The organism is Streptomyces sp. NPDC005752 (assembly GCF_040630715.1).
In the GTDB taxonomy this organism is placed as follows: Bacteria; Actinomycetota; Actinomycetes; order Streptomycetales; family Streptomycetaceae; genus Streptomyces.
The window spans coordinates 132,617-159,476 of sequence record NZ_JBEXYB010000004.1; the positions used below are offsets into that span (position 1 = coordinate 132,617).

The 26,860-nt window shown below is 71.1% G+C and carries 21 protein-coding genes; 10 read left to right on the top strand and 11 right to left on the bottom strand.

What is annotated here, in order from left to right:
• Position 1 precedes the first annotated feature (1 nt).
• Positions 2-1,612 carry a D-aminoacylase gene (locus ABZ441_RS05055; RefSeq protein WP_358968499.1) on the top strand — a complete coding sequence of 537 codons (1,611 nt, stop codon included), beginning with the start codon at positions 2-4 and terminating at the stop codon, positions 1,610-1,612.
• A gap of 137 nt (positions 1,613-1,749) precedes the next feature.
• Positions 1,750-2,685, top strand: a complete 936-nt coding sequence (locus ABZ441_RS05060; RefSeq protein ID WP_358968502.1) for a ParB/RepB/Spo0J family partition protein — start codon at positions 1,750-1,752, stop codon at positions 2,683-2,685.
• Here the strand turns inward: ABZ441_RS05060 and ABZ441_RS05065 are convergent.
• A complete protein-coding gene (locus ABZ441_RS05065) occupies positions 2,652-3,653 on the bottom strand; it encodes a helix-turn-helix transcriptional regulator (protein WP_358968504.1) in 1,002 nt (333 codons plus the stop codon). The genes ABZ441_RS05060 and ABZ441_RS05065 overlap by 34 nt on opposite strands.
• Positions 3,654-3,867: 214 nt before the next feature.
• Between ABZ441_RS05065 and ABZ441_RS05070 the strand changes: the two genes are divergently transcribed.
• The 3 genes from ABZ441_RS05070 to ABZ441_RS05080 all read left to right on the top strand — a co-directional run bounded on the left by ABZ441_RS05070 (position 3,868) and on the right by ABZ441_RS05080 (position 6,587).
• Positions 3,868-4,794 carry a hypothetical protein gene (locus ABZ441_RS05070; RefSeq protein WP_358968506.1) on the top strand — a complete coding sequence of 309 codons (927 nt, stop codon included), beginning with the start codon at positions 3,868-3,870 and terminating at the stop codon, positions 4,792-4,794.
• 94 nt (positions 4,795-4,888) lie between these two features.
• Positions 4,889-5,332 (top strand): peptidase inhibitor family I36 protein, encoded by a 444-nt coding sequence (locus ABZ441_RS05075; protein ID WP_358968509.1) that lies wholly within the window; start codon positions 4,889-4,891, stop codon positions 5,330-5,332.
• A 256-nt stretch (positions 5,333-5,588) separates the two neighbouring features.
• Positions 5,589-6,587, top strand: coding sequence for a helix-turn-helix transcriptional regulator (locus tag ABZ441_RS05080; protein ID WP_358968511.1), 999 nt, complete (start codon positions 5,589-5,591; stop codon positions 6,585-6,587).
• A 67-nt stretch (positions 6,588-6,654) separates the two neighbouring features.
• Here the strand turns inward: ABZ441_RS05080 and ABZ441_RS05085 are convergent, their stop codons facing one another.
• Positions 6,655-6,882: a hypothetical protein gene (locus tag ABZ441_RS05085; protein WP_358968514.1), complete on the bottom strand. Its 228-nt coding sequence runs from the start codon at positions 6,880-6,882 to the stop codon at positions 6,655-6,657.
• A gap of 165 nt (positions 6,883-7,047) precedes the next feature.
• Entirely contained in the window at positions 7,048-7,887 is an 840-nt protein-coding gene (locus ABZ441_RS05090; protein WP_358968517.1) for a serine protease, read from the bottom strand.
• A gap of 406 nt (positions 7,888-8,293) precedes the next feature.
• Here ABZ441_RS05090 and ABZ441_RS05095 point away from each other — a divergent pair, with 406 nt between their 5' ends.
• From ABZ441_RS05095 to ABZ441_RS05105, 3 genes are all read left to right on the top strand, one after another.
• Positions 8,294-9,106: an arylamine N-acetyltransferase gene (locus ABZ441_RS05095; protein ID WP_358968520.1), complete on the top strand. Its 813-nt coding sequence runs from the start codon at positions 8,294-8,296 to the stop codon at positions 9,104-9,106.
• Positions 9,107-9,391: 285 nt separating this feature from the next.
• Positions 9,392-10,603, top strand: a complete 1,212-nt coding sequence (locus ABZ441_RS05100) for a pyridoxal phosphate-dependent aminotransferase (protein WP_358968523.1) — start codon at positions 9,392-9,394, stop codon at positions 10,601-10,603.
• An 83-nt stretch (positions 10,604-10,686) separates the two neighbouring features.
• Positions 10,687-11,085, top strand: coding sequence for a hypothetical protein (locus tag ABZ441_RS05105; RefSeq protein ID WP_358968526.1), 399 nt, complete (start codon positions 10,687-10,689; stop codon positions 11,083-11,085).
• 292 nt (positions 11,086-11,377) lie between these two features.
• On the opposite strand, the gene ABZ441_RS05110 is transcribed toward ABZ441_RS05105, so the two are convergent.
• A complete protein-coding gene (locus ABZ441_RS05110) occupies positions 11,378-13,204 on the bottom strand; it encodes a phosphoenolpyruvate carboxykinase (GTP) (RefSeq protein ID WP_358968529.1) in 1,827 nt (608 codons plus the stop codon).
• Positions 13,205-13,412: 208 nt separating this feature from the next.
• Between ABZ441_RS05110 and ABZ441_RS05115 the strand changes: the two genes are divergently transcribed.
• Positions 13,413-14,096: a hemolysin III family protein gene (locus tag ABZ441_RS05115; protein WP_358968532.1), complete on the top strand. Its 684-nt coding sequence runs from the start codon at positions 13,413-13,415 to the stop codon at positions 14,094-14,096.
• Positions 14,097-14,158: 62 nt separating this feature from the next.
• On the opposite strand, the gene ABZ441_RS05120 is transcribed toward ABZ441_RS05115, so the two are convergent.
• From ABZ441_RS05120 to ABZ441_RS05140, 5 genes are all read right to left on the bottom strand, one after another.
• A complete protein-coding gene (locus ABZ441_RS05120) occupies positions 14,159-16,186 on the bottom strand; it encodes a thioredoxin domain-containing protein (RefSeq protein ID WP_358968536.1) in 2,028 nt (675 codons plus the stop codon).
• A 326-nt stretch (positions 16,187-16,512) separates the two neighbouring features.
• The gene (locus tag ABZ441_RS05125) at positions 16,513-17,706 is read right to left on the bottom strand and encodes a thiolase domain-containing protein (RefSeq protein WP_358968539.1); all 1,194 of its coding nucleotides are present in this window, start codon (positions 17,704-17,706) and stop codon (positions 16,513-16,515) included.
• Positions 17,703-19,064, bottom strand: coding sequence for an MFS transporter (locus ABZ441_RS05130; RefSeq protein ID WP_358968542.1), 1,362 nt, complete (start codon positions 19,062-19,064; stop codon positions 17,703-17,705). The genes ABZ441_RS05125 and ABZ441_RS05130 overlap by 4 nt, the downstream gene beginning before the upstream one ends.
• 40 nt (positions 19,065-19,104) lie before the next feature.
• Positions 19,105-20,709, bottom strand: a complete 1,605-nt coding sequence (locus ABZ441_RS05135) for an AMP-binding protein (protein WP_358968544.1) — start codon at positions 20,707-20,709, stop codon at positions 19,105-19,107.
• A 159-nt stretch (positions 20,710-20,868) separates the two neighbouring features.
• The gene (locus ABZ441_RS05140; RefSeq protein WP_358968547.1) at positions 20,869-22,011 is read right to left on the bottom strand and encodes a helix-turn-helix domain-containing protein; all 1,143 of its coding nucleotides are present in this window, start codon (positions 22,009-22,011) and stop codon (positions 20,869-20,871) included.
• A gap of 371 nt (positions 22,012-22,382) precedes the next feature.
• On the opposite strand from ABZ441_RS05140, the gene ABZ441_RS05145 reads away from it, so the two are divergent.
• Positions 22,383-25,604: a tetratricopeptide repeat protein gene (locus ABZ441_RS05145; RefSeq protein ID WP_358968550.1), complete on the top strand. Its 3,222-nt coding sequence runs from the start codon at positions 22,383-22,385 to the stop codon at positions 25,602-25,604.
• A gap of 65 nt (positions 25,605-25,669) precedes the next feature.
• Here ABZ441_RS05145 and ABZ441_RS05150 read toward each other — a convergent pair whose 3' ends face one another.
• Both ABZ441_RS05150 and mca read right to left on the bottom strand, forming a co-directional pair.
• A complete protein-coding gene (locus tag ABZ441_RS05150) occupies positions 25,670-25,960 on the bottom strand; it encodes a hypothetical protein (protein ID WP_358968553.1) in 291 nt (96 codons plus the stop codon).
• Positions 25,953-26,834, bottom strand: coding sequence for a mycothiol conjugate amidase Mca (mca, locus tag ABZ441_RS05155; RefSeq protein WP_358968556.1), 882 nt, complete (start codon positions 26,832-26,834; stop codon positions 25,953-25,955). Before mca ends, ABZ441_RS05150 begins: the two co-directional genes overlap by 8 nt.
• Positions 26,835-26,860 lie beyond the last annotated feature (26 nt).

Sequence of the window (26,860 nt, forward strand, 5' to 3'; positions counted from 1 at the left end):
CATGGACCTGGTCATCCGCGACGCCCGCGTCGTCGACGGCACCGGCGCCCCCTCCTACCGCGCCGACGTGGGCATCACGGACGGCCGGATCTCCGAGATCCGGCGCGAGGGCGACGGGCCCCGCCCCACCGCCCCCCGCACCCTGGACGCCGACGGCCTCGCGCTCTCCCCGGGCTTCATCGACATGCACGCGCACAGCGACCTGGCCCTGCTGCGCGACCCCGACCACAGCGCGAAGGCCGCCCAGGGCGTCACCCTGGAGGTCCTCGGCCAGGACGGCCTGTCGTACGCCCCGGCCGACGACCGCACACTCGCCGAGGTCCGCCGCTCCATCGCCGGCTGGAACGGCGACGGCAGTGACATCGACTTCGACTGGCGCACCGTCGGCGGGTACCTGGACCGCCTCGACCGGAACTTCGGCGGCCAGGGCATCGCCGTCAACGCCGCCTACCTCATCCCGCAGGGCACGGTCCGCATGCTCGCGGTGGGCTGGGACGACCGTCCCGCCACCGCCGCCGAGCTGGAGCACATGAAGGAGCTCGTCGCCCAGGGCATGGCCGAGGGCGCGGTCGGCATGTCCTCGGGACTGACCTACACGCCGGGGATGTACGCGAAGGACGCCGAACTCACCGAGCTGTGCCGGGTGGTGGCGGCGCACGACGGCTACTACTGCCCCCATCACCGCTCGTACGGCGCCGGAGCCCTCCAGGCGTACGAGGAGATGGTGCGGCTCACCCGCGACGCGGGCTGCGCCCTCCACCTCGCCCACGCCACGATGAACTTCGGCGTGAACAAGGGCAAGGCCCCGGAACTGCTCTCCCTCCTGGACGACGCCCTCGCGGCCGGCGCGGACATCTCCCTCGACACCTATCCGTACACCCCCGGCTGCACGACCCTCGTGGCGATGCTGCCGAGCTGGTCGAGCGAGGGCGGGCCGGAGTCGATCCTGACCCGGCTCGCGGACGACGCGACGGCGGAGCGGATCCGTCATCACGTGGAGGTCCTCGGCTCCGACGGCTGCCACGGCGTCCCGATCGAGTGGGACAGGATCGAGATCTCCGGCGTCGGCAACCCGGACCTGTCCGGATACGTCGGCCGCACGGTGGCCGTGTCCGCCGCGCTGCGCGGTGAGGAGCCCTGGGTGACGGCCCGTCGGGTGCTCGTCGAGGACCGGCTGGGCACGACGATCCTCCAGCACGTCGGTCACGAGGAGAACGTCCGGCAGATCATGCGCCACCGGGTGCACACCGGCGGCAGCGACGGCATCCTCCAGGGCGACAAGCCGCACCCCCGCGCGTACGGCACGTTCCCCCAGTACCTCGGCCGGTACGTGCGGGAGCTGGGCATCCTCCCGCTGGAGGAGTGTGTCGCCCACCTCACCTCCCGCCCGGCCGCCCGCCTGCGCCTCCCGGACCGCGGGCAGGTCCGCGAGGGGTACCGCGCGGACCTTGTCCTCTTCGACCCGGCCACGGTGGCGGCCGGATCGACGTTCGAGGAGCCGCGCACGCTCCCGGTGGGCATCCCGCACGTCCTGATCGACGGCCGCTTCGTCATCGAGGACGGCAGGCGGACCTCCACGCTGGCGGGCCGGGCGGTGCGTGGCACGGGCTGAGCGCAGGGGCCGGGTGCGGCCGGATCCTGCCAGGGCAGCGCCGGAAGATGCCGCCACGGCTGCGGATCGCAGGTCGCGCGAGGTGGAATCGTTGTTCCGTCGGGATCAGTACCGCGCACGGTTCACAGGAGACCTCGATGGCACAGACCGACGGAGCCGACATGGTTCCGGTGACCGCCCTCGGTGTGGGGGACTCGCCACGGCTGCGGGGGCTGGACCTCTCACACGTCCAGCTCCTCGCGGAGCATCTCGACGACCTGCCGCCCCTCCTGGTCCAGCGGTCGACGATGCGGATCCTGGACGGGAGGCACCGTCTCGCCGCCGCCCGGTTGAACGGCACGGAGCTGCTCCCGGTGCGCTGGTTCGACGGCTCCGACGAGGACGCCTTCGTGGCGGCCGTGCGACTCAACCGCGGCCAGAGCCTGCCCCTGGCCGGAGTCGAGCGCTCGACGGCCGCCACACGCATCCCGACCTCGCATCCGCACCGGTCGGACCGGTGGATAGCGTCGGTGTGCGGGGTGGCGCCCCGCACGGTCGCGGCTCTGCGCCGGCGTCCAACCGGTGACGAGCAGCAGTTGGACATGCGGACCGGCCGCGACGGGCGGCGCCGCCCCCTCTCGGCGGAGGCAGGGCGGCGGATCGCGACGGAGATCATGCGGCGGCAGCCGGAGGCGAGTCTGCGTACGGTCGCGCGTCAGGCCGGCATCTCCGTCGGCACGGCACTGGACGTGCGGCGCCGACTGGCCGAGGAGGGCGGTACGGCGTCCCCGGCGCAGTCCCCGGGGGCTGCGCCCGCACCGTCGGCCGACGCCCCCGGAATCGTCTGCCCGTCGCTGATCAGGCATCAGCTGAACCGCTTGGTGAGGGACCCGTCCCTCAGGTACAGCAGCCAGGGCCGCGCCCTGCTGCGTCTCGCCTCCGCGACGTTGGCGTTCACCGAACAGGCCGAGACGATCGCCGGGGCGACGGCGGGGCACTCGCGGGAGCCGCTGCACCTGGTCGCGCAGGCATGTGCGCAGGGGTGGGCCCGATTCGGGAGTTACGTCGCCCCGGACGCGGACACCGTGGCCTGACCCGGGCCCGTCGGGAGGGGAGCACGTCCCGCAGGGACACGGGGCCGGCCCGCGGGCAGACCGGCCGCCAGCATCGTGGAGCCCAGCGGGGTCAGCGTATGCAGGACCGACATGGCGTGGCGGCGACTGACCAGCAGCCCCGCGTTGCGCAGGGCGGTGGCGTGCTGGCTGGCGGAGGAGGCGGAAACGCCCGTCGCCAGGGCGAGTTCACCTGTCGTGGCACCTGTCCCGGACGCGGCGGCGGACAGGACGGCAGCGCGTGTACGCCCGATGAGGGCCGAAAGCGGTTCGCCCCGGCCCCGGTCCGTGGAAGGCGGCCGGCGAGGCGATTCGTATGCGTGCCCCAGCGCGTACACCAGCACCGGCTCCAGCCGCGGGTCCGCCAGGGCCACGGGGTTCCCCCGGCAGAAGTACGAGGGAATCAGCCGGAGCCCCCGGCCCTCCAGGTACAGATCACGGTCCACCGGGTAGCCGACCGTCAGCACGGGCGGCTTCCATTCCGCCCCGCTGCCCGGGCTTCGCAGCAGACCGTCGAGTCCACCGTCGAGCAACGTCCGCGCGCGTACAGCCCGTTCGGCCTCGAACTGGGCCTGGATCTCGTCGCCGTGCGGGGCGACGACCGCGTCGTGGTACGCACGGATCGTCCGCGCCAGACGGCTCCGGGCATCTCCCTCGGCGAGGCGGGCGCCCCATGAGGGGCCGCCACCGGCGCCGGACAGCCGTCGCACCTCGCCCAGCACCCGTTCCGGAGATGTCGCCAGGATCCCCTTCAGCCCGGCGTCGATGCCTTCGGCCGACTCTGCGGGGGTGAGGAAGTCGGGGAAGTAGCCGGTCTGCGGGACCAACGGCAGCAGCAGACTCCGCACCGGACCCGCGAGACCACCCTCGTGCAGCCGCGCCCGGGCGGCCCGGTACCAGGGCGCGTAGGGCCGGCGGCCCTGACGGCTGCGCAGGCGGTGGAGGCTCATACAGACCTCCCACAGCGGGTCGGGTGATGCCGCCACCCGGACTCTGGTCAGATCCGCGGCGGTGAAATGTATGCGAAGCATCAGTGTTCCCCCGGTTTCCCAGCGCTTTTGAGGCAGGACCGAAAAGCCTGTGTTCGCATTCTCACGGCCGAGATACTTGCAGGGCAATTGAACGCGGCTCGGACGCCGCACCAGCCGTAGGGGGCGCGCTCACATGAGGCGGAAGGCCTGCATCACCGTTGCCGTCGCGGCAGCCGCCTGCACCGTGGCAGGTTGCGGCGAAGGAAACGGAACGACGGACACGGAGAAGTGGCGGAACAGCCAAGCGGTCGTGATCGCGGACAGCGAACTCCGGGACCTGACCGTCCCCGAGGAGATGGAAATCGAGTACGCCGAGTACGCGCTTGTCAAGAAGTGCATGGAGGACAAGGGATTCACGTACTGGATGGGGCCGGTGGCGAGCGCCGACGCCCGCAGAGCGGGCCGCTACGTGAACGACGACATCGCGTGGGCGAAGAAGTACGGCTACGGCCGGCCCTTCGACGAGGCGGCCGAGAAGGACCGCCGGGAGCACCCCAACGTCAGGTACCCCAACGGCCTCCCGCGGAAGGACCGCATCCGCTACAACACCTCTCTCAACGGCGACTACGACGATGTGCTGCGCGTGGATCTGCCGGCCGGCGGAACGATGGAGACCCCCCGGGAGGGCTGTTGGGCCGAGGCCAGGAACCGGCTCTACGGAGATCTCGAGACCTGGTTCAAGGCGAAGAAGACCGTCACGGGACTTTCACCGCTCTATGTACCCGACATCCTCGCGGACGAGAGGCTGAGAAAAGCGGTCGCCGCCTGGTCTTCCTGCATGAAGAAGGCCGGCCTGCCCTTCTCCTCGCCGGAACAGCTCCGCGAGAAGCGGATCGCACGCACCGAGGGAATGAGTTCTGGAGAGGCCCGGACCTACGAGACCGAATTGGCGGTGTCCGACGCCGGGTGCGCGGTGGAATCTTCTCTCGGAAAAACGGCGCGCGCCCTTGAGCGTGAACACCTGTCCGTGTTGCTGAAGGAATACGAAAAAGAGAACACCACCTATCAGCGCATGCGCCTGACCGCGCTCGCCCATGCCCGTGAACCCGACGGCCGGTGAGTCCGGCCCGCCCGGGCGACAGCGCCCATCAGATTTCCGCGGCAGAGCAGTCGCGGATTCGTTCGGAAAACGACACATGAAGGAGCACCACCTCATGCGCAAGGCTTTCGCCGTTCTGACGACCGTCGCCGTGGCATCCCTCGGCGCCCTGGTTCCCGCCACCTCCGCCCAGGCGGCGGACTGCTCCGACGCCATGGCCGGTGCACTGTCCGGCTACATGTACGCGTACGACGGCACCAACTGCAACGGCCACCTCGGCCACGCCTCCGGCGACGACTCGAACTGGGGGGACTCCGCGCTGAGCTTCCAGGGCGGGGACAACAACAAGGCGTCCTCGATCCTGAACAACGGCAACAACTACGAGGTCAAGTTCTACAGCGGCACCGGCGGCACCGGCGGGCAGATCTGCCTCAGCCGGTCCGAGGGCTGGGCCTCCAACCTCTCCGACGACTCCTTCACCAACGGCGCCTCGGCGAACAACAGCATCAGCGGCCACGCGTGGTCCAGCGCCTCCGCCTGCGGCAAGTGGGCGGTCTGACCGCTCCCGTGGGCGGGAGCACACCGCTCCCGCCCACCTGAACCACCTCGGCCCGCCGGCCTCGTTCCCCGGCGGGCCGAGGTGCGTCACAGGACATCAACGCCGCTGTTTTCCAGTGCTGTTCGCGGCTTTTCGCCATCGCCACGCCGATGCCAGGGACTGCTTTACCGGCTGTCGCGCCACTTCTACACTCCGTCGAAAACCCGGAGGTCACTCGGCCCCGCCGAGCCGACCGGTTCACCACGGAGTGTCCCCATTGGCTGAGCACGAAATGCTCGTACTCGGGCTGTCACACATCGAGGAAGACGTCTACCGGCATCTGCTCCGCAATCCGGGCATCGGGGTGGAGGACATCCACGTCCTCCTCCGCCACGAGGCCGGGGCGACCCGCCGGTCCATACAGAGGCTGCGGGAACTGAGGATCATCCAGGAGGCCGACGGGGTGGCCCGGGCCTGCGAGCCCGAGCTCGTGGTGGCGCGTCTCGCGGAACAGCGGCTGGAAGAGCTCTACGACGACATCCGCTCGCTGACCCATCTGCGCCCCCTGGTGGACTCTCTGGGCCGGGAGATTCCCGGGCCGGTGGATGAGGACCACAGGCGCGTCGAACGCATCACCGGCCTGGAGGCGATCCGCACACGCCTCGACGAGCTGGCGTTCTTCGCCAGGGACGAAGTGCTCGCCGCCGAACCGTACGACGCGCTCACGCCCGAGAACATCGAGAACTCCCGGCCACTGGACATGCGCTGCCTACGCCGCGGTGTCAGCTGCCGCAGCCTCATCCGGCGCACTGCCCTCAAGGACGGGCCCACCCGTTCCTACCTCCTGGAACTGACCGCCGCGGGCGCGCAGATCAGGGTCCTGGACGCCCTGGACGAACTCATGCTCGTCTACGACCGTCGCACCGCGCTGGTGCCCCTCGACCCCGGCAACACGTCCAAAGGGGCTCTGTGTTCGGCGGAGGAGGGAATCGTGACCACCGTGGTCAACAACTTCGAACGGCTCTGGGCGGGGGCGGACGACCTCACGGCCCTGCTCGGCCGGCGTGGCGAAAGCACGCCCGAACCGGGACCCACCGAGACCCAGGGGAAGGTGCTGCGCCTGATGTGCACGGTCGGCAAGGACGAGATCGGCGCACGCGAGGCGGGCGTCGCCCTGCGCACCTACCGCCGTCACATCTCGGACCTGATGCAGCTGCTCGGTGCGGAGAACCGAGCCCACGCGGCGCTGCTCGCCCGCGAACGCGGCTGGGTCTGAGACAGCGGCCGTCGGCTCCCCCGTCGTGCCGGGAAGCCGACGGCCTCGATTCTCCGCACCGGGCCGGTCAGCCGTTGGTGCAGGCAGGTCCTCCCTGCCAGCCGTTGATCGGGTCGCGGCAGGGGTCCTTCGGCGGGTACTCCACGGCGCCGGCCAGCGGGCGCACGCCTGGCTCCGTGACGCCCGTCCGCCCGTCGTGCCCGGTGTCCGACCAGGACGCCCCCGCCAGCGTGAGCACCAGGAGAGCCGCTCCCGCGATGGTTCCACCGATACCGCCGTAGATCACACGCATCATGTTTCCCCCAACCCGCCCGGCACCCCAGTCCCCGTACAGCTGGGGCGTCACGGGTGAACAGCCGCCAGTCTGGCAGCCGGAAGGCCCGTGCCGGGGGGCCGCACGAGGCAGTCTCCTGCCAACCGCCGGGCAGGATCCTGCAGGGCTTCGGGGGCGGCCCCGCGGTTACGGCTTGGGCAGGGCGCAACCGGCCCGGTTCAGGTCGATCTGGTTGCCGGTGCCGATGCACGGCACCATGTTGTACGTCTGCTGGGCGTAGTTGATGCCCTTACGGACGGTCACCGTGCCGTCCGCGGCCACCTCGCACGGGTTGTTGTCCGTGCACTGTTGACCGTCCTCGTTACCGGTGTTGTTGACGGCGACGACCTTGCCGGTCGCGTTGTCGATCACCGGGGACCCCGACGTACCGCCGATGGTCTGGCAGGCGGAGGTGTAGCGGACCGAGTCCTTCCAGGTCCATGCCCCCTCCTTGAGACGGTAGGCGAAGCCGTCCACGGCGCAGCTGTAGGTGCGCTTCCAGTACCCGGAGGCGACGGTGATCGCCCTGCCCTGCGCCGGGCGCGCGGTGTCGAGCTCGAGGGCCTTGATGCCGTAGGAACTCTCGATCTGGGCGTAGGTGCGCGTCAGTTGGTACAACGAGACGTCGGTGTCCGTCATCGTCCCGTAGGCGATCTTGGACGCCCGCAGGGTGCCGACCCCGCTGCCCGCGGCGTTCAGCAGAGTGAAGCTGCGGGTCGACGCCTTGTTGAGCACGACCTGGCCCGGGCCCGGGAAGCCGGTCTCCAGGCAATGCCCGTTGGACATGACGAGCGCGGGGTCCCCCGGCTGCGACGAGGGCGCCCGGACGACGGAGCCGGAGCAGTTGCTGAGGGCGACCGTGCCGGCGAAGGTGACCGCCTTGGCGCGGACTTCGGCCGTGTCCGGGCTCGTGGCCGCGGCCGCGGGTGCGACGCCCGCCCCGAGGAGCAGGACGGAAAGAAGTGCGCCGACGAGAGGCTTGTTCATGTGGGAGGTCCCCTCCAGATGCGTCTGTCACCGGAGTTCTACCGGTTTTTGACATGCGCATGCTGTCGCACGGCGATCAGTCCGACAAGGGGCCAATTCAAGCCGCCGGGCGATTCGGCACACCGCCCACGCCGTCCGCGAGGCCGTACGGGCCCTCTCCGCACTCCCGGTCACGGGCGGCCGGGGAGCCCGCCGGCCGGCACCGGGGCCGACGTGCCGTGGTCGGCCCGCCGGTGGTGGGCGGGTACATGTGAACCGAGGGCGGGCTGCCGGACACTCAGCCGGACGCCGCCCCCGCCGCTGTGTCCCGCAGGACGTTCTCCCGCCCCCACGCCCCCGCCGCGCGGAGTGGGGTGGGGCAGGGACGGGCTCGGCTCCGCGGGGCCCGTCTGCGTAGTGTCGGGGCATGACACTCGACCTCGACGCCTACTTCGCCCGCATCGGCTGGTCCGGGGAGCGCCGCCCCACCGTGGAGGTGCTGCGGTCCGTGCACCGCGCCCACATGCTGGGCATCCCGTTCGAGAATCTGGAGCCCCTCCTCGGCAGCGCCCCGTCCCTCGCGCTCCCGGACCTGGAGAAGAAGCTCGTCCGCGGTGAGCGCGGCGGGTACTGCTACGAGCACAACACCCTCCTGGCCGCCGTCCTGACGCAGCTCGGATTCCGGGTCACGCTGCTGACCGCGCGGGTGGTGGTGGGCGCCGCGCCCGGTGACGTCCGGCCCCGCACGCACATGCTGATGCAGGTGGACATGGAGGGGGAGCCCGACTCCTGGCTGGCCGATGTCGGCTTCGGCTCGCACGGCGCGCTGCTGGAGCCGATCCCGCTGGTGGTGGACGCCGAGCTGCTCGACACCCCGCGCCACCACCGGCTGGTGCACGCCCCGCACGACGGACCGCTGGAGATGTGGGAGCTGCAGACGGAGAAGGGGGGCTACTGGGAGCCGCAGTACGAGTTCACCCTGGAACCCTTCGAGGCCCCCGACTACGAGGTCATCAACTGGCACATCGCGACGAACCCACGCTCGCCGTTCCGGCAGGCGCTGTACGCCCAGCGCACCCTGCCGGGGCTTCACCGGGCCCTGTCCGGGCGGACGCTGGTGGAGACCGCCGACGACGGCACGGTCGCGGAGCGGGAGCTGGCCGACTCCGCCGAGGTGCTGCGGGTGCTGGCCGAGGACTTCGGCGTCCACCTCCCCGAGGGGACCGTCCTGCCGGACTGACCAGTGCGTAGGCCCCACCCGCGTGCCGCGCGGGGGCGGCGGGGGTCAGGAGCCGCCGGGGCGCGTACGGGCCGGGCCCGCGCCCCCGCGTGGCGCATCTCACCCGGTCCCGTGCCTCACGCCCGCATTCCAAGCCGCGGCGCCGCCCCGACCGGCCGTTCCCACGGTTCACGGCCGGGGCGGCATGCCGATGGAAGACCCGGCGCGCCGCCGTACGCCCCCGGAGGGAGCAACCGGCGCGCGAACCGGGAGCACCGCTCGAAACGCGGTCGTAAGCTCGCTGACATGCAGGTCATCCAGTCCACGAAGCTCTCCGGCGTCTGTTACGAAATCCGCGGCCCCGTGCTCGAGGAAGCGATGCGGCTCGAAGCCGCGGGTCATCGCATCCTCAAGCTCAACACGGGCAACCCCGCGGCCTTCGGCTTCGAGTGCCCGCCGGAGATCCTCGAGGACATCCTGCGCAACCTCTCGGGCGCGCACGGCTACGGCGACGCGAAGGGTCTGCTGTCCGCGCGCCGCGCGGTGATGCAGCACTACCAGACCAAGGGGATCGACCTCGACGTCGAGGACGTCTACCTGGGCAACGGCGTCTCCGAGCTGATCCAGATGTCGATGCAGGCGCTGCTCGACGACGGCGACGAGGTGCTCGTACCCGCACCGGACTATCCGCTGTGGACGGCATCGGTCTCACTGGCCGGCGGCACGGCCGTGCACTACCGCTGCGACGAGCAGGCCGACTGGATGCCCGACCTCGCCGACATCGAGCGGAAGATCACGGACCGCACCAAGGCGCTCGTGATCATCAACCCGAACAACCCGACCGGCGCGGTCTACGACGACGAGATGCTGCGCGGGCTGACGGACATCGCCCGGCGCCACGACCTGGTCGTCTGCTCCGACGAGATCTACGACCGGATCCTGTACGACGGCGCCACGCACACCCCGACCGCCGCGATCGCCCCCGACCTGATGGTGCTCACCTTCAACGGGCTCTCCAAGAACTACCGGATCGCGGGATACCGCTCGGGCTGGATGGCGGTCTGCGGCCCCAAGGCGCACGCCTCCTCGTACATCGAGGGCCTGACCATCCTGGCCAACATGCGCCTGTGCGCCAACATGCCCGCGCAGCACGCGGTGGCCACCGCGCTCGGCGGACGGCAGTCGATCAACGAGCTGGTGCTGCCGGGCGGGCGGATCCTCGAGCAGCGGGACGTGGCGTACGACCTGCTGACGCAGATCCCCGGGGTGACCTGCGTGAAGCCGAAGGGCGCGCTGTACCTCTTCCCGAGGCTCGATCCCAAGGTCTTCAAGATCAAGGACGACCGGCAGATGGTCCTCGACCTGCTGCGCGCCGAGAAGATCATGGTGGTGCAGGGCACCGGCTTCAACTGGCCGGAACCCGACCACTTCCGGGTGGTCACGCTGCCGCCGGCCAAGGACCTGACCGACGCGGTGACGCGCATCGGGAACTTCCTCGACGGCTACAGCCAGCCGTGAGCGACGAACCTCGTCAAGATCCGACACAACTTTAGAATCAATCCAAGATAGGATGGCCTTACTGCATCATCAGGAGGCCATCCATGTACGAGCCGATCCGCACCAAGTCGGTACACACATCGGCCGACGACGCCGATTTCCCGCACCGCAGCCGCGAGGACGAGCTGGACATCCAGCTCGCCGGACATCTCGCGGCCCTGCTCGCCGTCACCGACGAGCTGGGGCTCGCCACCATGGGCGACCGCGTCGCCCAGCAGGTGGCCCGGCTCCGTGGTGCCCCGCCCGCCCGGCACGCCGGACGGAGTGAGGCGTCCCCGGCCGCTCTGCACCGCCGCGCCCACGCCCTCGCGGGCCGGGCGCTCGTGGTGGCGGCGTCCCGCGCCGACACCGCCGCGGCGATCCTCGCGGCCGAGGCCATGGACGCGCACACCGCGGCCCTGTCCGCACCCACCGCGCCGACCGTCCTGGTCGGCACCCCCTGACGGCCCCGGTCCACGGGTCGAGAAGACGCGTGGACCGGGTGCCACACCCCTCACGCGGACCGCACGCGGCACGGGCCACGGGCCGGCAGACGTGAAGGTCCTGTGTCCACGTTGTCGCCGGTGCATGGACGTTCCCCCGGTGACGGGGCGGCGCCCCCCTGGAGAAGGTCTCCTGTAAACAAGCGGCACCCGGAACCATGAGGGGGCTCCGGGTGCCGTGGCCGCGGCGGGCCGCCGACCCCACAGGTCAGGGCGGATGTCGTGGAGACCCGGCCGCGGGGTTCACGAGGGATCAGCCGAGGCGCCGGACCAGCGCGTGGTACTCGTCCCACAGCTCCTTCGGCGTGTGGTCGCCGAAGGTGTTGAGGTGCTCGGGGATCAGCGCGGCCTCCTCGCGCCAGACCTCCTTGTCGACGTCGAGCAGGAACTCGAGGTCGGACTCGGAGAGTCCCAGGCCCTCTGTGTCCAGGGACCCCTTGGCCGGCAGGATGCCGATCGGGGTCTCGACGCCCTCGGCCCTGCCCTCGAGCCGCTCGACGATCCACTTGAGGACACGGCTGTTCTCACCGAAGCCGGGCCACACGAACTTGCCCGCCTCGTTCTTGCGGAACCAGTTCACGTAGTAGATCTTCGGGAGCTTCGACTGGTCCGCCTTGTCGGCGCCGACCTTGACCCAGTGCTTCATGTAGTCGCCCATGTTGTAGCCGCAGAACGGCAGCATGGCGAACGGGTCGCGGCGCAGCTCGCCGACCTTGCCCTCGGCGGCGGCGGTCTTCTCGGAGGCGACGTTGGCACCGAGGAAGACACCGTGCTGCCAGGTGAACGACTCGGTGACCAGCGGGACCGCCGACGCGCGGCGCCCGCCGAAGAGGATCGCCGAGATCGGCACGCCCTTCGGGTCCTCCCACTCCGGCGCGATGATCGGGCACTGCCCGGCCGGGACGGTGAAGCGGGCGTTGGGGTGCGCGGCGGGCGTCCCGGACTCGGGGGTCCAGTCGTTGCCCTTCCAGTCCGTGAGGTGCGCGGGGGACTCCTCGGTCATCCCCTCCCACCACACGTCGCCGCCGTCCGTGAGCGCGACGTTGGTGAAGACGGAGTTGCCCCACATCGTCTTCATGGCGTTGGCGTTGGTGTGCTCACCGGTGCCGGGCGCGACGCCGAAGAAGCCGGCCTCGGGGTTGATCGCGTACAGCTGGCCGTCCTCGCCGAAACGCATCCAGGCGATGTCGTCGCCGATGGTCTCGACGGTCCAGCCGGGGATGGTGGGCTCCAGCATGGCCAGGTTGGTCTTGCCGCAGGCGCTCGGGAACGCGGCCGCGACGTACTTCGACTCCCCGCGCGGTGGCGTGAGCTTGAGGATCAGCATGTGCTCGGCGAGCCAGCCCTCGTCCCGGGCCATGACGGAGGCGATGCGCAGCGCGTAGCACTTCTTGCCGAGCAGGGCGTTGCCGCCGTAGCCCGAGCCGTAGGACCAGATCTCGCGGTCCTCGGGGAAGTGCGAGATGTACTTGGTGGAGTTGCAGGGCCACGGCACGTCGGCCTCGCCCTCGGCCAGGGGGGCGCCGAGGGTGTGGACGGCCTTGACGAAGAAGCCGTCGGTGCCGAGCTCGTCCAGGACCTCCTGGCCCATGCGCGTCATGGTGCGCATGGAGACGGCGACGTACGCGGAGTCGGTGATCTCGACACCGATCGCGGAGAGCGGCGAGCCGACGGGTCCCATGCAGAACGGGACGACGTACATCGTGCGGCCACGCATGGAGCCACGGAAGACGCCCTTCTCCCCCGCGAAGATCTCCCGCATCTCGGCGGGCGCCTTCCAGTGATTGGTCGGGCCCGCGTCCTGCTCCTTCTCGGAGCAGATGAAGGTGCGGTCCTCGACGCGCGCGACGTCGCTCGGGTCGGACGCGGCGTAGTACGAGTTCGGGCGCTTGACCGGGTCGAGCTTCGTGAAGGTGCCCTTGGCGACGAGCTCCCCGCACAGGCGCTCGTACTCGGCCTCGGATCCGTCGCACCAGACCACACGGTCCGGCTGGGTGAGGGCGGCGATCTCGTCCACCCAGGAGACGAGCTCCTGGTGCCGAGTGGGAACAGAGAAGGGAGCCGCGATGTCTCGCGCCACGATCGCTCCTTGTAGAGAGGGTTGTGTTGTCAGGCCCCGTGGGGGCTGCGACCCGGATGCTGACCCCTACGAATTCCCCTGGCGCTCATCCGGTGCCGACCGCACTCATTTGATCATCCGACCAACTCGCCCATATGTCCAGAGGGCCGCACACGTGAGCATCGCCACTCGGATCGGCTACCTACGGAAGCGTAGGTAGCATGCGGATATGACTTCTGCCGCCGCCGCGCCCGGCCCCGTCGAGCTCACCGATCCCGTCCCGGTCAAACCACGGATGCGCGGCTGGCTGCACGCGGGAATGTTCCCCGCGGTGGTCATCGCCGGAATCGCCCTGATCGCCCTGGCCGACAGCACGCGCGCGCGGGTCGCCTGCGCCGTCTACGTACTCAGCGCCTGCCTGCTGTTCGGTGTGAGCGGGGTCTACCACCGGGGAACCTGGGGCCCCCGCGGCGAGGCCGTGCTGCGCAGGCTCGACCACGCCAACATCTTCCTGATCATCGCGGGCACCTACACGCCGCTGACCCTCCTGCTGCTGCCGGAGTCCACCAGCCGCCCGCTCCTGTGGGCGATCTGGGGCGCTGCGGCGGCCGGCATCGCCTTCCGCGTGTTCTGGGTCGGCGCCCCGCGCTGGCTCTACACCCCGTGCTACATCGCCATGGGCTGGGTCGCGGTGTTCTTCCTGCCGGACTTCATGCGCACCGGGGGGACCGCGGTGCTCGTCCTCGTCGTCGTCGGAGGGCTGCTGTACAGCGCCGGGGGCGTCATCTACGGCCTCAAGCGCCCGAACCCGTCACCGCGCTGGTTCGGCTTCCACGAGGTGTTCCACTCGCTGACCCTGGCGGCGTTCATCGTGCACTACGTCGGCATCTCACTGGTCGCCTACCAGCAGTGACCCGCCTCCCTCACCTACGGCGAAGGCCCGGCCGCGGCGGCCGGGCCTTCGCCGTAGGTGCGTCAGCCGCCCAGCTTCTCCGCCAGCTCCCTCGCGTCCGTCGTCGGCGCGTCGCACACGAAGTGCTGGCACACGTACGCGGTCGGCTCGCCGCCCACCAGCGGCCGGTCCACCAGCAGCGGGAACTCGGTGCCCGCGTCCGGCCCCTCGCCCGCCGCGACGACCGCACCCGGCGCCCGTCCCAGCAGCGCGGTCCGGTGCAGCTCTCCGGCGACCGGACCGGCCACCGCGACCTCCCGCGGGCCGTCCAGCAGCGCTTCGGCGACGGCCAGCCCCCAGCCGATGAACCGGGGTGCCTTCGGGCCGAGCGCCCCGACGATCCCGAGGGCGCCCTCGGCCGCCGTGCGGTGCGCTTCGGAACCGGTGTGGGCCGCGTAGGAGAGCAGCGCACCGGCGGCGGCGGTCCAGCCGGCCGGGGTGGCGCTGTCGGTGGGGTCCTGGGGGCGCCTGATCAGCTGCTCCGCGTCGTCCGCGGTATCGAACATCTGCCCGTTCTCGCCGGTGAACCGCTCCAGCACGATGTCGAGCAGGAAGCCCGCGAATTCCAGCCAGGCGCCCTCGCCGGTGACGGACGCGAGCGCGAGGAACCCTTCGGCCACGTCGCCGTAGTCCTCCAGGACCCCTGAGTTGTCACCGGGGCGCCCGTCCTTCGACGTGCGGCAGAGCCGGGCGACGTCGCCCATGTGCACCCGCACCAGCAGGTCGGCGGCCTCGGTGGCCCGCTCGACCAGGTCCGGCCGGCCGAAGTACGCACCGGTCTCGGCGAGCGCGGCGATCGCCAGCCCGTTCCAGGCCGCGACGATCTTGTCGTCGCGCTCGGGGCGCACCCTCAGTTCCCGCGCCGCGAGCAGCCGGGCCCGTACACCGGCGACCCGCGCGTCGTCGGCGTACTCCGCGTCCCCGGCCCGCGCGAGCCGCAGGACGGAGGAGCCCTCCTCGAAGGTGCCCTCCTCGGTCACCCCGAAGTATTCGGCGGCGAAGGCGGCGTCCTCCTCGCCCAGCACCTCACGCAGCTGCGCGGGAGTCCAGACGTAGTACGCGCCCTCGACGTGGCGGCCCTGCGCGTCCTCGCTGTCGGCGTCCAGCGCGGAGGCGAACCCGCCCTCGGCCGTCCGCAGCTCGCGCACCATGAAGTCGGCGGTCTCCAGAGCGACCCGGCGGGCCAGGTCGGAGCCGGTGGCCCGCCACAGATGGGCGTAGACGCGGCACAGCAGCGCGTTGTCGTAGAGCATCTTCTCGAAGTGCGGGACGACCCACTCCCGGTCCACCGCGTAGCGGGCGAAGCCGCCGCCGAGCTGGTCGTAGATCCCACCGTGCGCCATGGCCGCGCAGCTGTCGGCGGCCATCTGCAGGGCACCCTCGGCGCCCGTGCGGGCGTGATGGCGCAGCAGGAACTCGATGACCATGGACGGCGGGAACTTGGGGGCGCCGCCGAAGCCGCCGTGCTTCTCGTCGTAGTCGCGGGTGAGCCTCAGCAGGGCCTGCGCCAGCTCGGGTTCGCCCGGCAGGCCCTCCTCGCCGGCGGTCAGGGAGCGGCCCGCGAGGTCGCGGACGATACGCCCGGCGACCTCCGCGACCTCCTCGCGCCGATCGGTCCAGGCGGCCACGACCCCTTCGAGCACCTGGTGGAAGGAGGGCATGCCGTGCCGGGCCTCGGGCGGGAAGTACGTACCGAAGTAGAAGGGCTCGGCGTCGGCGGTCAGGAAGACGGTCATCGGCCAGCCGCCCTGGCCGGTGGCGGCCTGCACGGCCTCCATGTACACGGCGTCGACGTCGGGCCGTTCCTCGCGGTCCACCTTCACGGGCACGAAGTGCGTGTTGAGGTAGTCGGCGACGGACGCGTCCTCGAAGGACTCGTGGGCCATCACGTGGCACCAGTGGCAGCTGGCGTACCCGACGCTGAGCAGCACCGGGACCCCGCGCCGGCGGGCCTCCTCGAACGCCTCCGGCGACCACGGCCACCAGTCGACCGGGTTGTCGGCGTGCTGGAGGAGGTAGGGGGAGGTGGTCTGTGCGAGTCGGTTGGCCATGCCCCAATCCTTGCGCACCGGGCGTGGCGGCGGGGGGACGGGCTCACCGGGGAGGGGTGGAGGTTCGCCGCACTCTCACACGAAAGTGGCCTCGTCGTCCTGGGCGTCGCAGAGGTCGGTCCGCCTGTGCCGTGAGCACACCGTGATCGGGGCGAAGCGCCCGTACGACGACGACAAGGACCGCTGCCGGGACGGACGTTCCCGCGACCGGGCCGGTAGCGGTGAAAGGGCCGCCGGACCCGGCCACCCCCACTGCGAGGCCGTTCTCCTGAAGAGCCGCAGCACGTGCGACGTCCTTGGGCGGAACGCTCTGCGCTCCCGGGGGTTCATGTCCGCCGGGCCTCGAGCACGCTCACGTAGTTCGCCACGGCGAGCCCGCCCATGTTGTGGACGGCCGCCCGGTCGGCTCGCGGCAGCTGCAACTCACCTGCGGTGCCGGTGAGTTGCATGCAGGCAAGGACGTGCTGGGACACGCCGGTCGCACCGACCGGGTGTCCCTTGCTCTTCAGCCCGCCCGAGACGTTCACCGGCGTGTTGCCGCTCGGCATGACCAGGCCGCTCTCGATCGCCGACGCGCCCCTGCCCTCAGGGGCGATGCCGAGGACTTCATAGAGGTTGAGCTCGGCGATGGTGAAGCAGTCGTGCAGCTCGACGAACGACAGGTCACCGAGGCCGACGTCGGCTGCGTCCATAGCGGCTCGCCAGGCTGCCGCGGTGCCGTGGAACTCCAGCGGGTCGCGACGGCGACCTGGCAGGTAGTCGTTGGCGTGGGCGATCGCAGCGACGGCGACGCCGCGGGTGGCGGCTGCGGAAGACATGCGCCCGGCACGGGTGAGGACGAGCGCGGCCGCGCCGTCCGAGACCGGGGAACAATCGGTGCGTCGCAGCCGGCCCGCCACCAGCGGGTTCTTCTCGGAGACGGTATGGCAGAACTCGAAGTCCAGTGGCTTGCGCAGGTGGGCGAGGGGGTTCTTGACGGCTTGGGCGTGGCTCTTGGCCGCGATCCGGGCCATCGCCTCCGACGGGTCGCCGTGCCGCTCGGCATAGGCGTCGGCCACCTTGGCGAAGAGCCCGGCGAAGCCGCTGGTGCTGACCTGTCCCGCCGCCTCGTAGTCGGCTCCGAGCAATGCCTGCCCGACGGTGGCGCTGTCGCGCTCGGTCATCTTCTCCGCGCCGACGACCAGCACCGTGTCGGCGGTGCCGGCGAGGATCGACCGGATCCCGGTGTGCACCGCCGCCGAGCCGGAGGCGCAGGCGTTCTCGACCCTGGTGACCGGAAGCCCGCGCAGTGCGTCGTCGGCCTGCAGGACGAGCGAGGACGGGAACGCCAGGGCGTTCATCCCGGCGTTGAAGTTGCCGAGCACGATCTCGTCGACGTCGGAGGCCTCGATGCCGGCGTGCGCCAGTGCGTCGCGGACAGCGGTCACGAGCAGGGTCTCGAGCGTGCCCTCGTGCTTGCCGAACGGAGGATGGCCCCACCCTGCGATGACGACGTCGGGAGTGGAGTGGCCGCGGGTCACGCCGTCACCTCCCCCACCGGATCCGTGTGGGGCGCCGCGTCGGTGCGGGGTGCCGGCAGGGTCGCGCCGTGCCGGTCCGCCCGGTCGAAGTCGGACTGCTTGAGCACGACCAGCGCGACCAGCGAGAGGACACTGGTGGCGACGTAGAAGTACCACGGCGACGCGATGTCCCCGGTCCGCCCGATGAGCCAGGCCGAGATCAGCGGCGCACTGCCTCCGAACAGGGCCACCGGCACGTTGTAGGCCAGCGAGATGCCGGTCGATCGCACCCGGGTCGGGAACAGGTCGCACATGGTGCCGTACGTCGAGGAGGCGTACAGCCCCAGGCAGATCGACACCGTCAGCAACGGTGCGGCGAAGCTCGCCGGGGTCGCGCCCGGCGCGGACTCGAACAGCCAGATCACCGCGCCGGTGCCGGCCAGGCCGACCACGAGCAGGAAGTACTTCCGACCGAACCGGTCGGTGAACATGCCGCCGAACGGCATCACCGCAGCGGTCACGGCCATGGCGATCACGACCAACAGGAACTTGGCGTTGTTGCTGAAGCCCAGTGCGGTCGACATGTAGGTGGAGGCGTAAGTGACGACCAGGTAGAAGAGCGAGGCGTGCAGGGTGATGATGCAGAAGATCAACGCGATCGCCCGCTTCCATGCCCAGGCCTCCCGTGTCGGTGCCTCGGACTTCTCGCCGCGCTCGGCCAGTGCCTGGAACTCAGGGCTGTCCTCGAGCTTCAGCCGGATGTAGAGCGCGACCAGACCGAGCGGCCCGGCGACCAGGAACGGGATTCGCCAGCCCCACGCCAGCATCGCCTCGTCTCCCAGCAGCACGATCAGGCCGTTGGCCACGACGCCGCCGAGGAGCAGACCGAGCACGGCGGTGACCATCAGCCAACTCGTCGAGTAGCCGCGACGTCCCGGGCCCGCGTACTCGGCGATGAACGCGGTGGTCGTACCGATCTCACCGCCGGCGGAGAAGCCCTGCAGGCACCGGGTGAGCACCAGCAGCAACGGTGCGGTGATGCCGATCGCCGCGTGCGTCGGCAGCAGGCCGATGGCGAACGTCGAGGTGAACATCAGCAGCATGACGACGAGCAGTGTCTGTTTGCGGCCGACGCGATCAGCCATCGGGCCGAAGAAGAGCCCACCGAGTGGCCGGATGAAGAAGCTCAGCGCGAAGACGGCGAAGCTGCTCATCAGCTGGCTCGCCTCGTTGTCGGCCGGGAAGAACAGCTGTCCGATGTAGATGGCGACGAAGCCGTAGACGCCGTAGTCGTACCACTCGATGAGGTGGCCGGTGACGGCTCCGAGGAAGGCCCGGCGGCGCCGACGCGGCTCGACGGTGATGTGGGTGGCGGACATGGTGGTCCTCGCTGGTCGGACGGTGAGGGTCGGTCGGGCTTCAGTGCTGGGACGTGGCCTGGTCGGTGACGGCGAAGCGCCGCACCTTGCCGACGCTGGTGCGTGGGAGTTCGTCGATCAGGTGCCACTCCCGCGGCCGCGCCGCGGGTGCGAGCTCGCGCTCGGCCCAGGCATTGAGGTCGTCGGTGCTCGGCGGCTCGGCCGCGTCCCGCGGCACCAGGTAGGCGATGGGGACGACGTCGCGGACCGGGTCCGGCTTGGCCACGACGGCGGCTTCGAGCACGCCCGGCGCCTGGGCGAGGACGGCCTCGACCTCGGTGAGGCTGACGTTCTCGCCGGACACCTTGATCACGTCATCTGCGCGACCGACGAAGCGGAGCGTGCCGGTCTCGTCGCGAGTGGCGAGATCACCGGTGGCGAACCAGACCGTGCCGTCGGCGTCGATCGGTTCGCTGAAAGAGCGTCCGGTGGTCTCCGGGGCGTCGAGGTACTCGCGGAACAGGTCGATGCCGCGGCGGCCGGCGACATGGATCATGCCGGGCTTCCCGGTCCCCGCCTCGTCCCCGGTGCTCAAGTCGACCAACCGTACGCGTCGGTCCTGTACCGGCCGACCGATGACGTCGTGCGCCGGCGGCTCGGAGACGTCTGCGGTCACGATGGCGACCGTCTCCGTCATGCCGTACAGCTGACGTGGCGTGACACCGGTGATCTCGGCGAACCGGCGGTGGTGTTCCTGGCCCAGGCTCTGCGCGAACCACACGTGCTCGAGAGCGAGTCGGGGAGCGTCCTCGGGGGTGCGGGCGAGGATCATCCGGATCGGGGCGGCGAAGAGGCTGGCATGTGTGGCCCGCAAGTCGTGGGCGCTGCCCACCCATCCACCGGCGCTGAAGGACGCGGTCAGAGCCACGCTCGCACCGACGGCGATCGCCGGGGTGAAGCAGTAGTACTGGGCGTTGCCGTGGAAGAGCGGCAACGTCACGAACCACCGGTGCCGGGCCTCCAGGTTCGCCACTGCCGACATGACCCGGGCAAGCGTCGCGTAGTTGGCCTGGGTGAGCACGACGCCCTTCGGCCGGGACGTGGTACCGGAGGTGAACATCGTCGCGATCCGGTCCTTTGGCCCCGGGCGTTCCAGCGGCGGGAGCGCCGGCAGAGCGGCGGCTTCCGCGGCGAGCAGGTCGACGTCCACCGCGGTCTCGTCGAGTTCGAGCACCTGGTCGAGTCCGGCCCTCTCGGCTGCTGCGGCGTAGGCCTTTCGCCGCGCCTTCGCGCACACCCCGAGGCGTGGACCGACCCGCTCGAGCTGGAGGTGCAGGTCACGCTCGCCGGAGGCCGGGTCGACCGGCACCATCCAGGCGCCCAGCCGGGTGCAGGCCAGCCAGAAGGCCAGAAAGGCCGGGCTGTTGCGCAGCACGAGGTGGACCGATGAGCCCGGTGTGACGCCTCGGGCGAGCATGACCTGCATCGCGTGCCCGACCGTGGCGTCGAACTGCTCGTAGGTCCAGGAGCGGACGTTGCCCGCGTCGTCCCGGAAGACCAGGAAAGTGGCGCCCGGGGTGGCCTCCACCCGGTCGCACCAGATGTCGGCGAAGGCGCGGCCCTCCCCCAGGTCGATGTCCTGGGCGCCGTCGGTGTTACTTGTCACGGGAGATCTCCAGCACGGGTCGTGGGCACCGGAGGACCGAACCTCCAGATGTGTCCCCGGTCACGCGAACGACCCGTAGCGTGGCAGTCACCACGTCATGATTCCTACGGATCGACAGCTAACCTTGCGTCCCGCTCGTTGGAGAATTCTCCAACGGGATCAGCCGGTGCAGCCGAGGGGATCCAGGACCCAGGCGAGCTCGACGATCGTGTTCGTGGCGGTGAGCCGCACGCCGACGAGCTCCTCGTAGCGCGCCAGCCGGTAGCGCGTGGTGTTCGGGTGCACCGCCAGTGCCTCGGACGCCCGCACGATGTTGAGATCAGCTGCGAGGAAAGCCCGGACGGTGGAGAGCAGCAGCTCACCGAACTCGCCCAGTTCCCTCGCCGGCGCGACGTACCGGGACTCCAGAAGGGCCGTGACCGCGGGCTCACCGACCGTGGCCAGCCGCCAGGTCACGTCCTCCAGCGCGTACGCGCGGGGCGCCTCGTCGGCGACCAGGTCGAGGATCCGGGTGGCGATCCGCTCCGACGACGCCAGCTCGTCCAGCGGGACGGCGGGGCCGACGGCCACCGGGTGCGGCAGCTCGGCCAGGGTGTCCGGCGCCGACGTGAGGCCGATCCAGCCGCTGCGCCCGGACACGGTCACGAGCTCCGGCCGCGGCGTCAGCGCATCCATCCGGGCCCGAACGGCGTCGACGGTCGTTGCTTGGCCGTGCATCCGGAACACGGCGTAGCGCGCCGAAGGATCGAGCGCCAGCGAGGCCGCCGCCGCCCGGATCTGCGACTCGCTCAGCCCGCCGGCGAGCAGTTCGCGGAACAGCTCGACCTGCCGCATCGAATCCCGGACCGCCGAGCGGACCTCGTGGTCGCGGTATTCGGCAGCGGCGCCGGCGATGAACCAGTCGCCGACCTCCCACAGCAGGTTCGAGTACTCCAGGATCCGGTCTGCCGGCATTGCCTTCGCGCCGGCGAGCTCGATGAACCGATGGTGGATCACCCGAAGGGAGATCCGGTACCCGCGGATGATGTCCTCGATCGGGACTCCCTGCCGCAGCCGCTCACTGGTCGTCATCGCCGCCTCGGCGCTGGTTCCCGGTTCGGGGGCGCTGCGCGAGACCAGGGTGGCGATGGCGCGGGCGGTGTTCCTCCCGACCGAGGCGTGCACCGACGTCTCGTCGACGCCCGTGTAGCTCGGCAACGTCGAGAAGATCGCCGCGGCGGCCTGCCGGCCGAGCTCAGCGTGTTCGGCCTTGAGCTGCTCGGTGACCTCGACGATCAGATCGGGGGTTTCGTCGCTCGGCACCACATCACTCTAGCCAGGCAGCCCGGGACATCGGCGTTGTGAGGAAGTCCAATCTCGACGGACGCAGGTCGGGTGCTCGTCTCCGCTGTTCGCCGCCTTGGTCACCCGGATGACGCCGAGCGCCGAGGGCGACAAGCGGCACATGGAGAGGATCAGGCGATGACCGGACCACTCGAGGGCCGGACAGCGATCGTGACGGGTGCCGACGCCGCCGGAAGGAGGACCTCGGTGGCGCACTCGAAACAGCCGGGCGGGCAAGGGCTCTTTGCTGTGCCGTGTCCGGCACGGTCTCGCGCCGAAGCCCCGTACGCAGGACACTGGATGCTTGTGGCAGCCGGAGGATTCGAAGTCGCTGGAACCTAGGGGGACGCATGCGGGACAGCCATCGGGCTGAAGCCGAAGGGCTGTTGGTACGCGCCGTGGAGGAAGAGGCGCGGCGGACGGGAGGCCGGACCGACTCCGGCGCGCTGCTTGCGCGTGCGCGGGGCTCGTTCGACACCATGGCGGCGGGCGCGGCCGACGAGTACGCCGCCTACACGCAGGCGCTGGACGCCGCGGGGGCCGGCCAGCAGCCGCTGTCCGCGCGATTCAGCAGAACAACACTGGGAACACCACTGCTGGTGACGGGAGTTGCCGCCGCTGCGGCCTTCGGCGCGGATCTGGCGCTGGGCACCGCGACCGGTCTCGCCCTGGGGGCGGGCGCGGTCGTCGCCGTCGCGGGGACGACCGCGACGGTGGCTCGGGTCACCGCCTCGCACTGGCCGGCGGCGCATCGCAGGGCGGGTGAACGGAACCAGCCGGGCGGCCCCGAACAGCTGCGCCTGGAGTGGCTGACGGCTCTGGAGGTACGGGGCATCCGCCCGTTCCTCGACCAGCAGCGGATGCTGACCGCCTCGGCCCGCCCTCCGAAGAAGAAGGCCGGGGCGTCCGTGGTGGCGCAACTGCGCGGGGGTGACCGCAGCGCGGCCGCACGCACGCGCTCACTCCTCGAACAGTCCTTCGGTCATCTGCCCGCCGTGGACGGGCCGTTCGCGGGCCGTCGCGCTGAGATGGCGCAGATCGCCCAGTGGGTGCACGCCGCCCGCGCCGCGACCGAGACCAGGCCGACCGTCGTCGTCCTGCACGGCACTCCCGGCTCCGGGCGCACCGCACTCGCCGTACGGGCCGCGCACGCGCTCAAGGACCAGTTCCGCGGGGCGTGCGTGGTCGATCTGCGCGGCGATGTGACCGGCGAGGCGCCCCTGCCGACGCGGGACGCCCTGCTGCACCTGCTGAACCGCCTGGGGGCTCCCCGCGAACAGCTGCTCTTCCGGGAGAGGTCCTCCGCCGAACAGCAGGTACGGCGCCTGAGCGAGCTCTACCACCAGCACCTGACGGGAACGCCCGTCACGATCATCCTGGACGACGCCACCGACGCCGCCCAGATCCGCACCCTCCTGCCCGAGCGCTCCGACAGCCTGGTCCTCGTCACCGCCCGCGAGCCCCTCGAACTGCCCGCCGGCATCCCGGCGCGGGTGCACCATCTGCCGGTGGGCGGCCTGGACGCGGCGGGCGCCGAGGAACTGCTGCGCGAGTCCGCCCAGGACGAGGAGGGCGGCCCGTACGACTACCCCTCGACGGACGCCGTCGTCGAGCTGTGCGGCGGGCTGCCGCTCGCCCTGCGCGTCGTGGGCTCCGCCCTCGGGGCACGTACCCGGTCCGAGCTCGCCGAGGCCCTCGGGGCGTACGGCCCGGTCGCGCCCGTCGAGCGGGCCCTGTGGCTGCGCTACACCGATCAGCCCGAACCGGCCCGCCGGCTGCTGCGCCGCCTCGCCCTCGCCGGACGCGCCAGCCTGGGTGCCGCGGCGGCGGCGTCGCTGCTCTCCTCCGACGAGCAGGAGGCGGGCCGCCTGCTGGAGTCCCTGGCCCGGGCCGGGCTCCTGGTCCATGTGCGGGGCGCGCGCTACCGACTGCACGACCTCGTACGGGACTTCGCCCTGGCCCGGCTGCTCGACGAGGAGCCGGCCGCCGACCGTACGGCCGCGCAGGAACGCCTGATCCAGAACTACGCGGAGCTCGCCGACGCCGTGATCCGCATGGTGGACGGCAAGATGTCCACCCGCGCGGGACAGTTCGGCTCGCACGGCTTCAGCTCGCTGGACGCCGCCCTGCGCTGGCTGGACGACGAGTCGAGCTTCATCACCTCGGCGCTGCGGCACACCGAGGGCGTGGACCAGCGGGCCGTGCTCCATCTGCTGGGCGCCCTGTGCGACTACTGCCTGCTGCGCGGCGACCTCTACCGGCTGGGAGAGATCAGCGAGCTGACACAGGCCTTCGACCAGGGGCTCCTGGAGCGGTCGGTCCAGTGGCGTACGGGCATCGCGGCCCGGCAGCTCGGCGAGCTCGACAAGGCCCGCACCACCCTGTCCTCCGTCGTCGGCCTCTACCGCGAGGCGCACAACGACGCGGGCGCGGCCCTCGCGCTCTGCTCGCTCGGCATCACCCTGCACCACCAGGGCAATCTGACGGAGGCGTCGGCACGGCTGCGGGAGGCGCTCGCCCTGCAGGCCTCGCCGGAGCAGGCCGAGGACCGTGCCTGGTCCCTGCACGCCCTGGCCGCCGTCGAACGCGACCGGGCCAATCTGGCCGAGGCACTGACCCTGCTGGACACGGCGCTGGCCCTGCACCGCGAGGGCGAGTCACTGCACGGCGAGGCCTGGTCGCACTTCCAGCTCGGCCAGGTCTGCCTGCGGATGGGCGAGGTCGCCCGGGCCGAGGAGGAACTGTCCACCGCGCTGGACCTGTACGGCCGCACCCGCGACGAGCGCGGGGAGGCCTGGGCCCTGACCCAGCTGGCCCGTGCCCGGCTGCTGGAGGGCGACCCCGCCCCCGCGGTGGAGCAGCTGCGCGGGGCCCTCGCCCGGCACCGGGGCAACGAGGACGCCCGGGGCGAGGCATGGACGCGCTACTACCTGGGGCAGGCGCTGGAGGAGGACGGCGACACCGACCAGGCGGTGCGGGAGCTGGAACGGGCCCGCACGATGTTCTCCCGGATGCGGGACGTCTACGGCCTGGCCTGCGCCCGGCACCACTCGGGGCGCGTCACCCGCGACCAGCGGGCGGCGCAGACGGGCAACCTGCGCAACTCCGGTTTCGCCCGGCAGCTCCTGGTGGACGCCCGCGCCGACTTCAGGCGCATCGGAGTGGCCCACGGCGAGGCATGGACCTGCCTGGAGCTGGCGCTGGTCGACGGCGGGAACAACCGCGCGGCGCAGGCGCTGGAGCTCTGCGGCGAGGCGATCACCCTGTTCGCCTCGTACGGCGACGTCCGGGGCGGCGACTGGGCGGCGTTCCTGCGGTGCACGCTGCTGCCGTACGCCTCGCCGGGCGGCAGCGAGGTGGGTACGGCGGTGGCCCAGCAGGAGCTCGCGGACCTGCTGGCGGCCGCGCACCCGCTGCGGGACGCGAAGCTGGAGGACTGCGCGGAGGCGTTCCGGGTGGTCCTGAACCGCGGGGTGGACCTGGACGACGGCTGGCAGGCCTGGCGCCTCGGTCTGACGCCGTCCCGGCACGCCCGCGAGGTGATGGGGGTGCCGGTGGGTGTACGGCCCTGAGGGATGCCTCGAGGGCACCGTCGCTGCGGGCCGGGCGGCCGTTCGGGCCGCCCGGCCCCGCCGCGTCAGCCCTTGTCCGGGCCCGTGGTCCCCGTCGGCGTGCCGGTGGCGGAGACGGCAGCCGCCTCCGGCTTCCCTGCGGAGGCCGCGGGCTGTGCCGCCGGGTCCGGAGCCTCCTCGAAGTCGACCCTGCCCATGTGGCGGTTCATCGACTTCATCAGGAACCACACCCCCACGGCGAGCGCCGCGAAGACGAGGAAGCCGAGGACGCCGGGAGTCACCTTGTTCTTGTCGAGCTCATCGGCGGCGAACGGGACGAGCTGCGTCAGTGCCTGGGTCGCGTACATATCAGGCATTGTCGCGGATGCCCGCGAAGAGGTCGCTCTCGGGGAGGGATGTGGCGACCAGCGACTTGGCCAGCTCGTACTCCTCGGTCGGCCAGACCTCGCGCTGGACGTCCATCGGCACGCGGAACCAGCCGCCGTCCGGATCGATCTGCGTGGCGTGCGCGATGAGCGCCTTGTCACGGATCTCGAAGAAGTCGTCGCACGGGATGTGCGTGGTCAGCGTGCGTTCGGCGCGCTCGAACTCCTTCCAGCGCTCCAGCCAGTCGCCGTACGGGGACTCCAGTCCGCGGGCGAGGAGGGCCTCGTGCAGGGCGACCGTGCGCGGCTTGTTGAAGCCCTGGTTGTAGTAGAGCTTCTGCGGCTGCCAGGCCGGTCCGAACTCCCCCTCGGGGAACCTCTCGGTGTCCGCGGCGCCCTCGAACGCGATCATCGAGATCGTGTGGGTCTTGATGTGGTCGGGGTGCGGATAGCCGCCGTTCTCGTCGTAGGTGGTGATCACCTGCGGCCGGAACGCGCGGATCTTGGCGACGAGACGCCCCGCCGCCGTCTCGTCGTCCTCCAGTGCGAAGCAGCCGTCGGGCAGCGGAGGCAGCGGGTCACCCTCGGGCAGACCCGAGTCGACGAAGCCGAGCCACGCCTGCTCGACGCCCAGGATCTCCCGGGCCTCGTCCATCTCCTTCTTGCGCACCTCGTGGATGTTGGCCTCGATGTACGCGTCCCCCTGGAGCTTCGGGTTGAGGATGGACCCCCGCTCACCCCCTGTGCAGGTGACGACCAGGACGTCCACCCCCTCGGACACGTACTTGGCCATGGTGGCCGCGCCCTTGCTCGACTCGTCGTCGGGGTGGGCGTGGACGGCCATCAGTCTCAGCTGCTCGGTCAAGACTCGGTCCTCAGTGATTGGTCGTG

Coding starts and splice junctions, on each gene's coding strand:
- ABZ441_RS05055 (WP_358968499.1), top strand. CDS start 2: ATGGACCTGGTCATCCGCGACGCCCGCGTCGTCGACGGCACCGGCGCC.
- ABZ441_RS05090 (WP_358968517.1), bottom strand. CDS start 7,887: ATGAACAAGCCTCTCGTCGGCGCACTTCTTTCCGTCCTGCTCCTCGGG.
- ABZ441_RS05065 (WP_358968504.1), bottom strand. CDS start 3,653: ATGAGCCTCCACCGCCTGCGCAGCCGTCAGGGCCGCCGGCCCTACGCG.
- ABZ441_RS05060 (WP_358968502.1), top strand. CDS start 1,750: ATGGCACAGACCGACGGAGCCGACATGGTTCCGGTGACCGCCCTCGGT.
- ABZ441_RS05100 (WP_358968523.1), top strand. CDS start 9,392: ATGCAGGTCATCCAGTCCACGAAGCTCTCCGGCGTCTGTTACGAAATC.
- ABZ441_RS05120 (WP_358968536.1), bottom strand. CDS start 16,186: ATGGCCAACCGACTCGCACAGACCACCTCCCCCTACCTCCTCCAGCAC.
- ABZ441_RS05085 (WP_358968514.1), bottom strand. CDS start 6,882: ATGATGCGTGTGATCTACGGCGGTATCGGTGGAACCATCGCGGGAGCG.
- ABZ441_RS05115 (WP_358968532.1), top strand. CDS start 13,413: ATGACTTCTGCCGCCGCCGCGCCCGGCCCCGTCGAGCTCACCGATCCC.
- ABZ441_RS05150 (WP_358968553.1), bottom strand. CDS start 25,960: ATGCCTGATATGTACGCGACCCAGGCACTGACGCAGCTCGTCCCGTTC.
- ABZ441_RS05130 (WP_358968542.1), bottom strand. CDS start 19,064: ATGTCCGCCACCCACATCACCGTCGAGCCGCGTCGGCGCCGCCGGGCC.
- ABZ441_RS05095 (WP_358968520.1), top strand. CDS start 8,294: ATGACACTCGACCTCGACGCCTACTTCGCCCGCATCGGCTGGTCCGGG.
- ABZ441_RS05075 (WP_358968509.1), top strand. CDS start 4,889: ATGCGCAAGGCTTTCGCCGTTCTGACGACCGTCGCCGTGGCATCCCTC.
- ABZ441_RS05145 (WP_358968550.1), top strand. CDS start 22,383: ATGCGGGACAGCCATCGGGCTGAAGCCGAAGGGCTGTTGGTACGCGCC.
- ABZ441_RS05105 (WP_358968526.1), top strand. CDS start 10,687: ATGTACGAGCCGATCCGCACCAAGTCGGTACACACATCGGCCGACGAC.
- ABZ441_RS05070 (WP_358968506.1), top strand. CDS start 3,868: ATGAGGCGGAAGGCCTGCATCACCGTTGCCGTCGCGGCAGCCGCCTGC.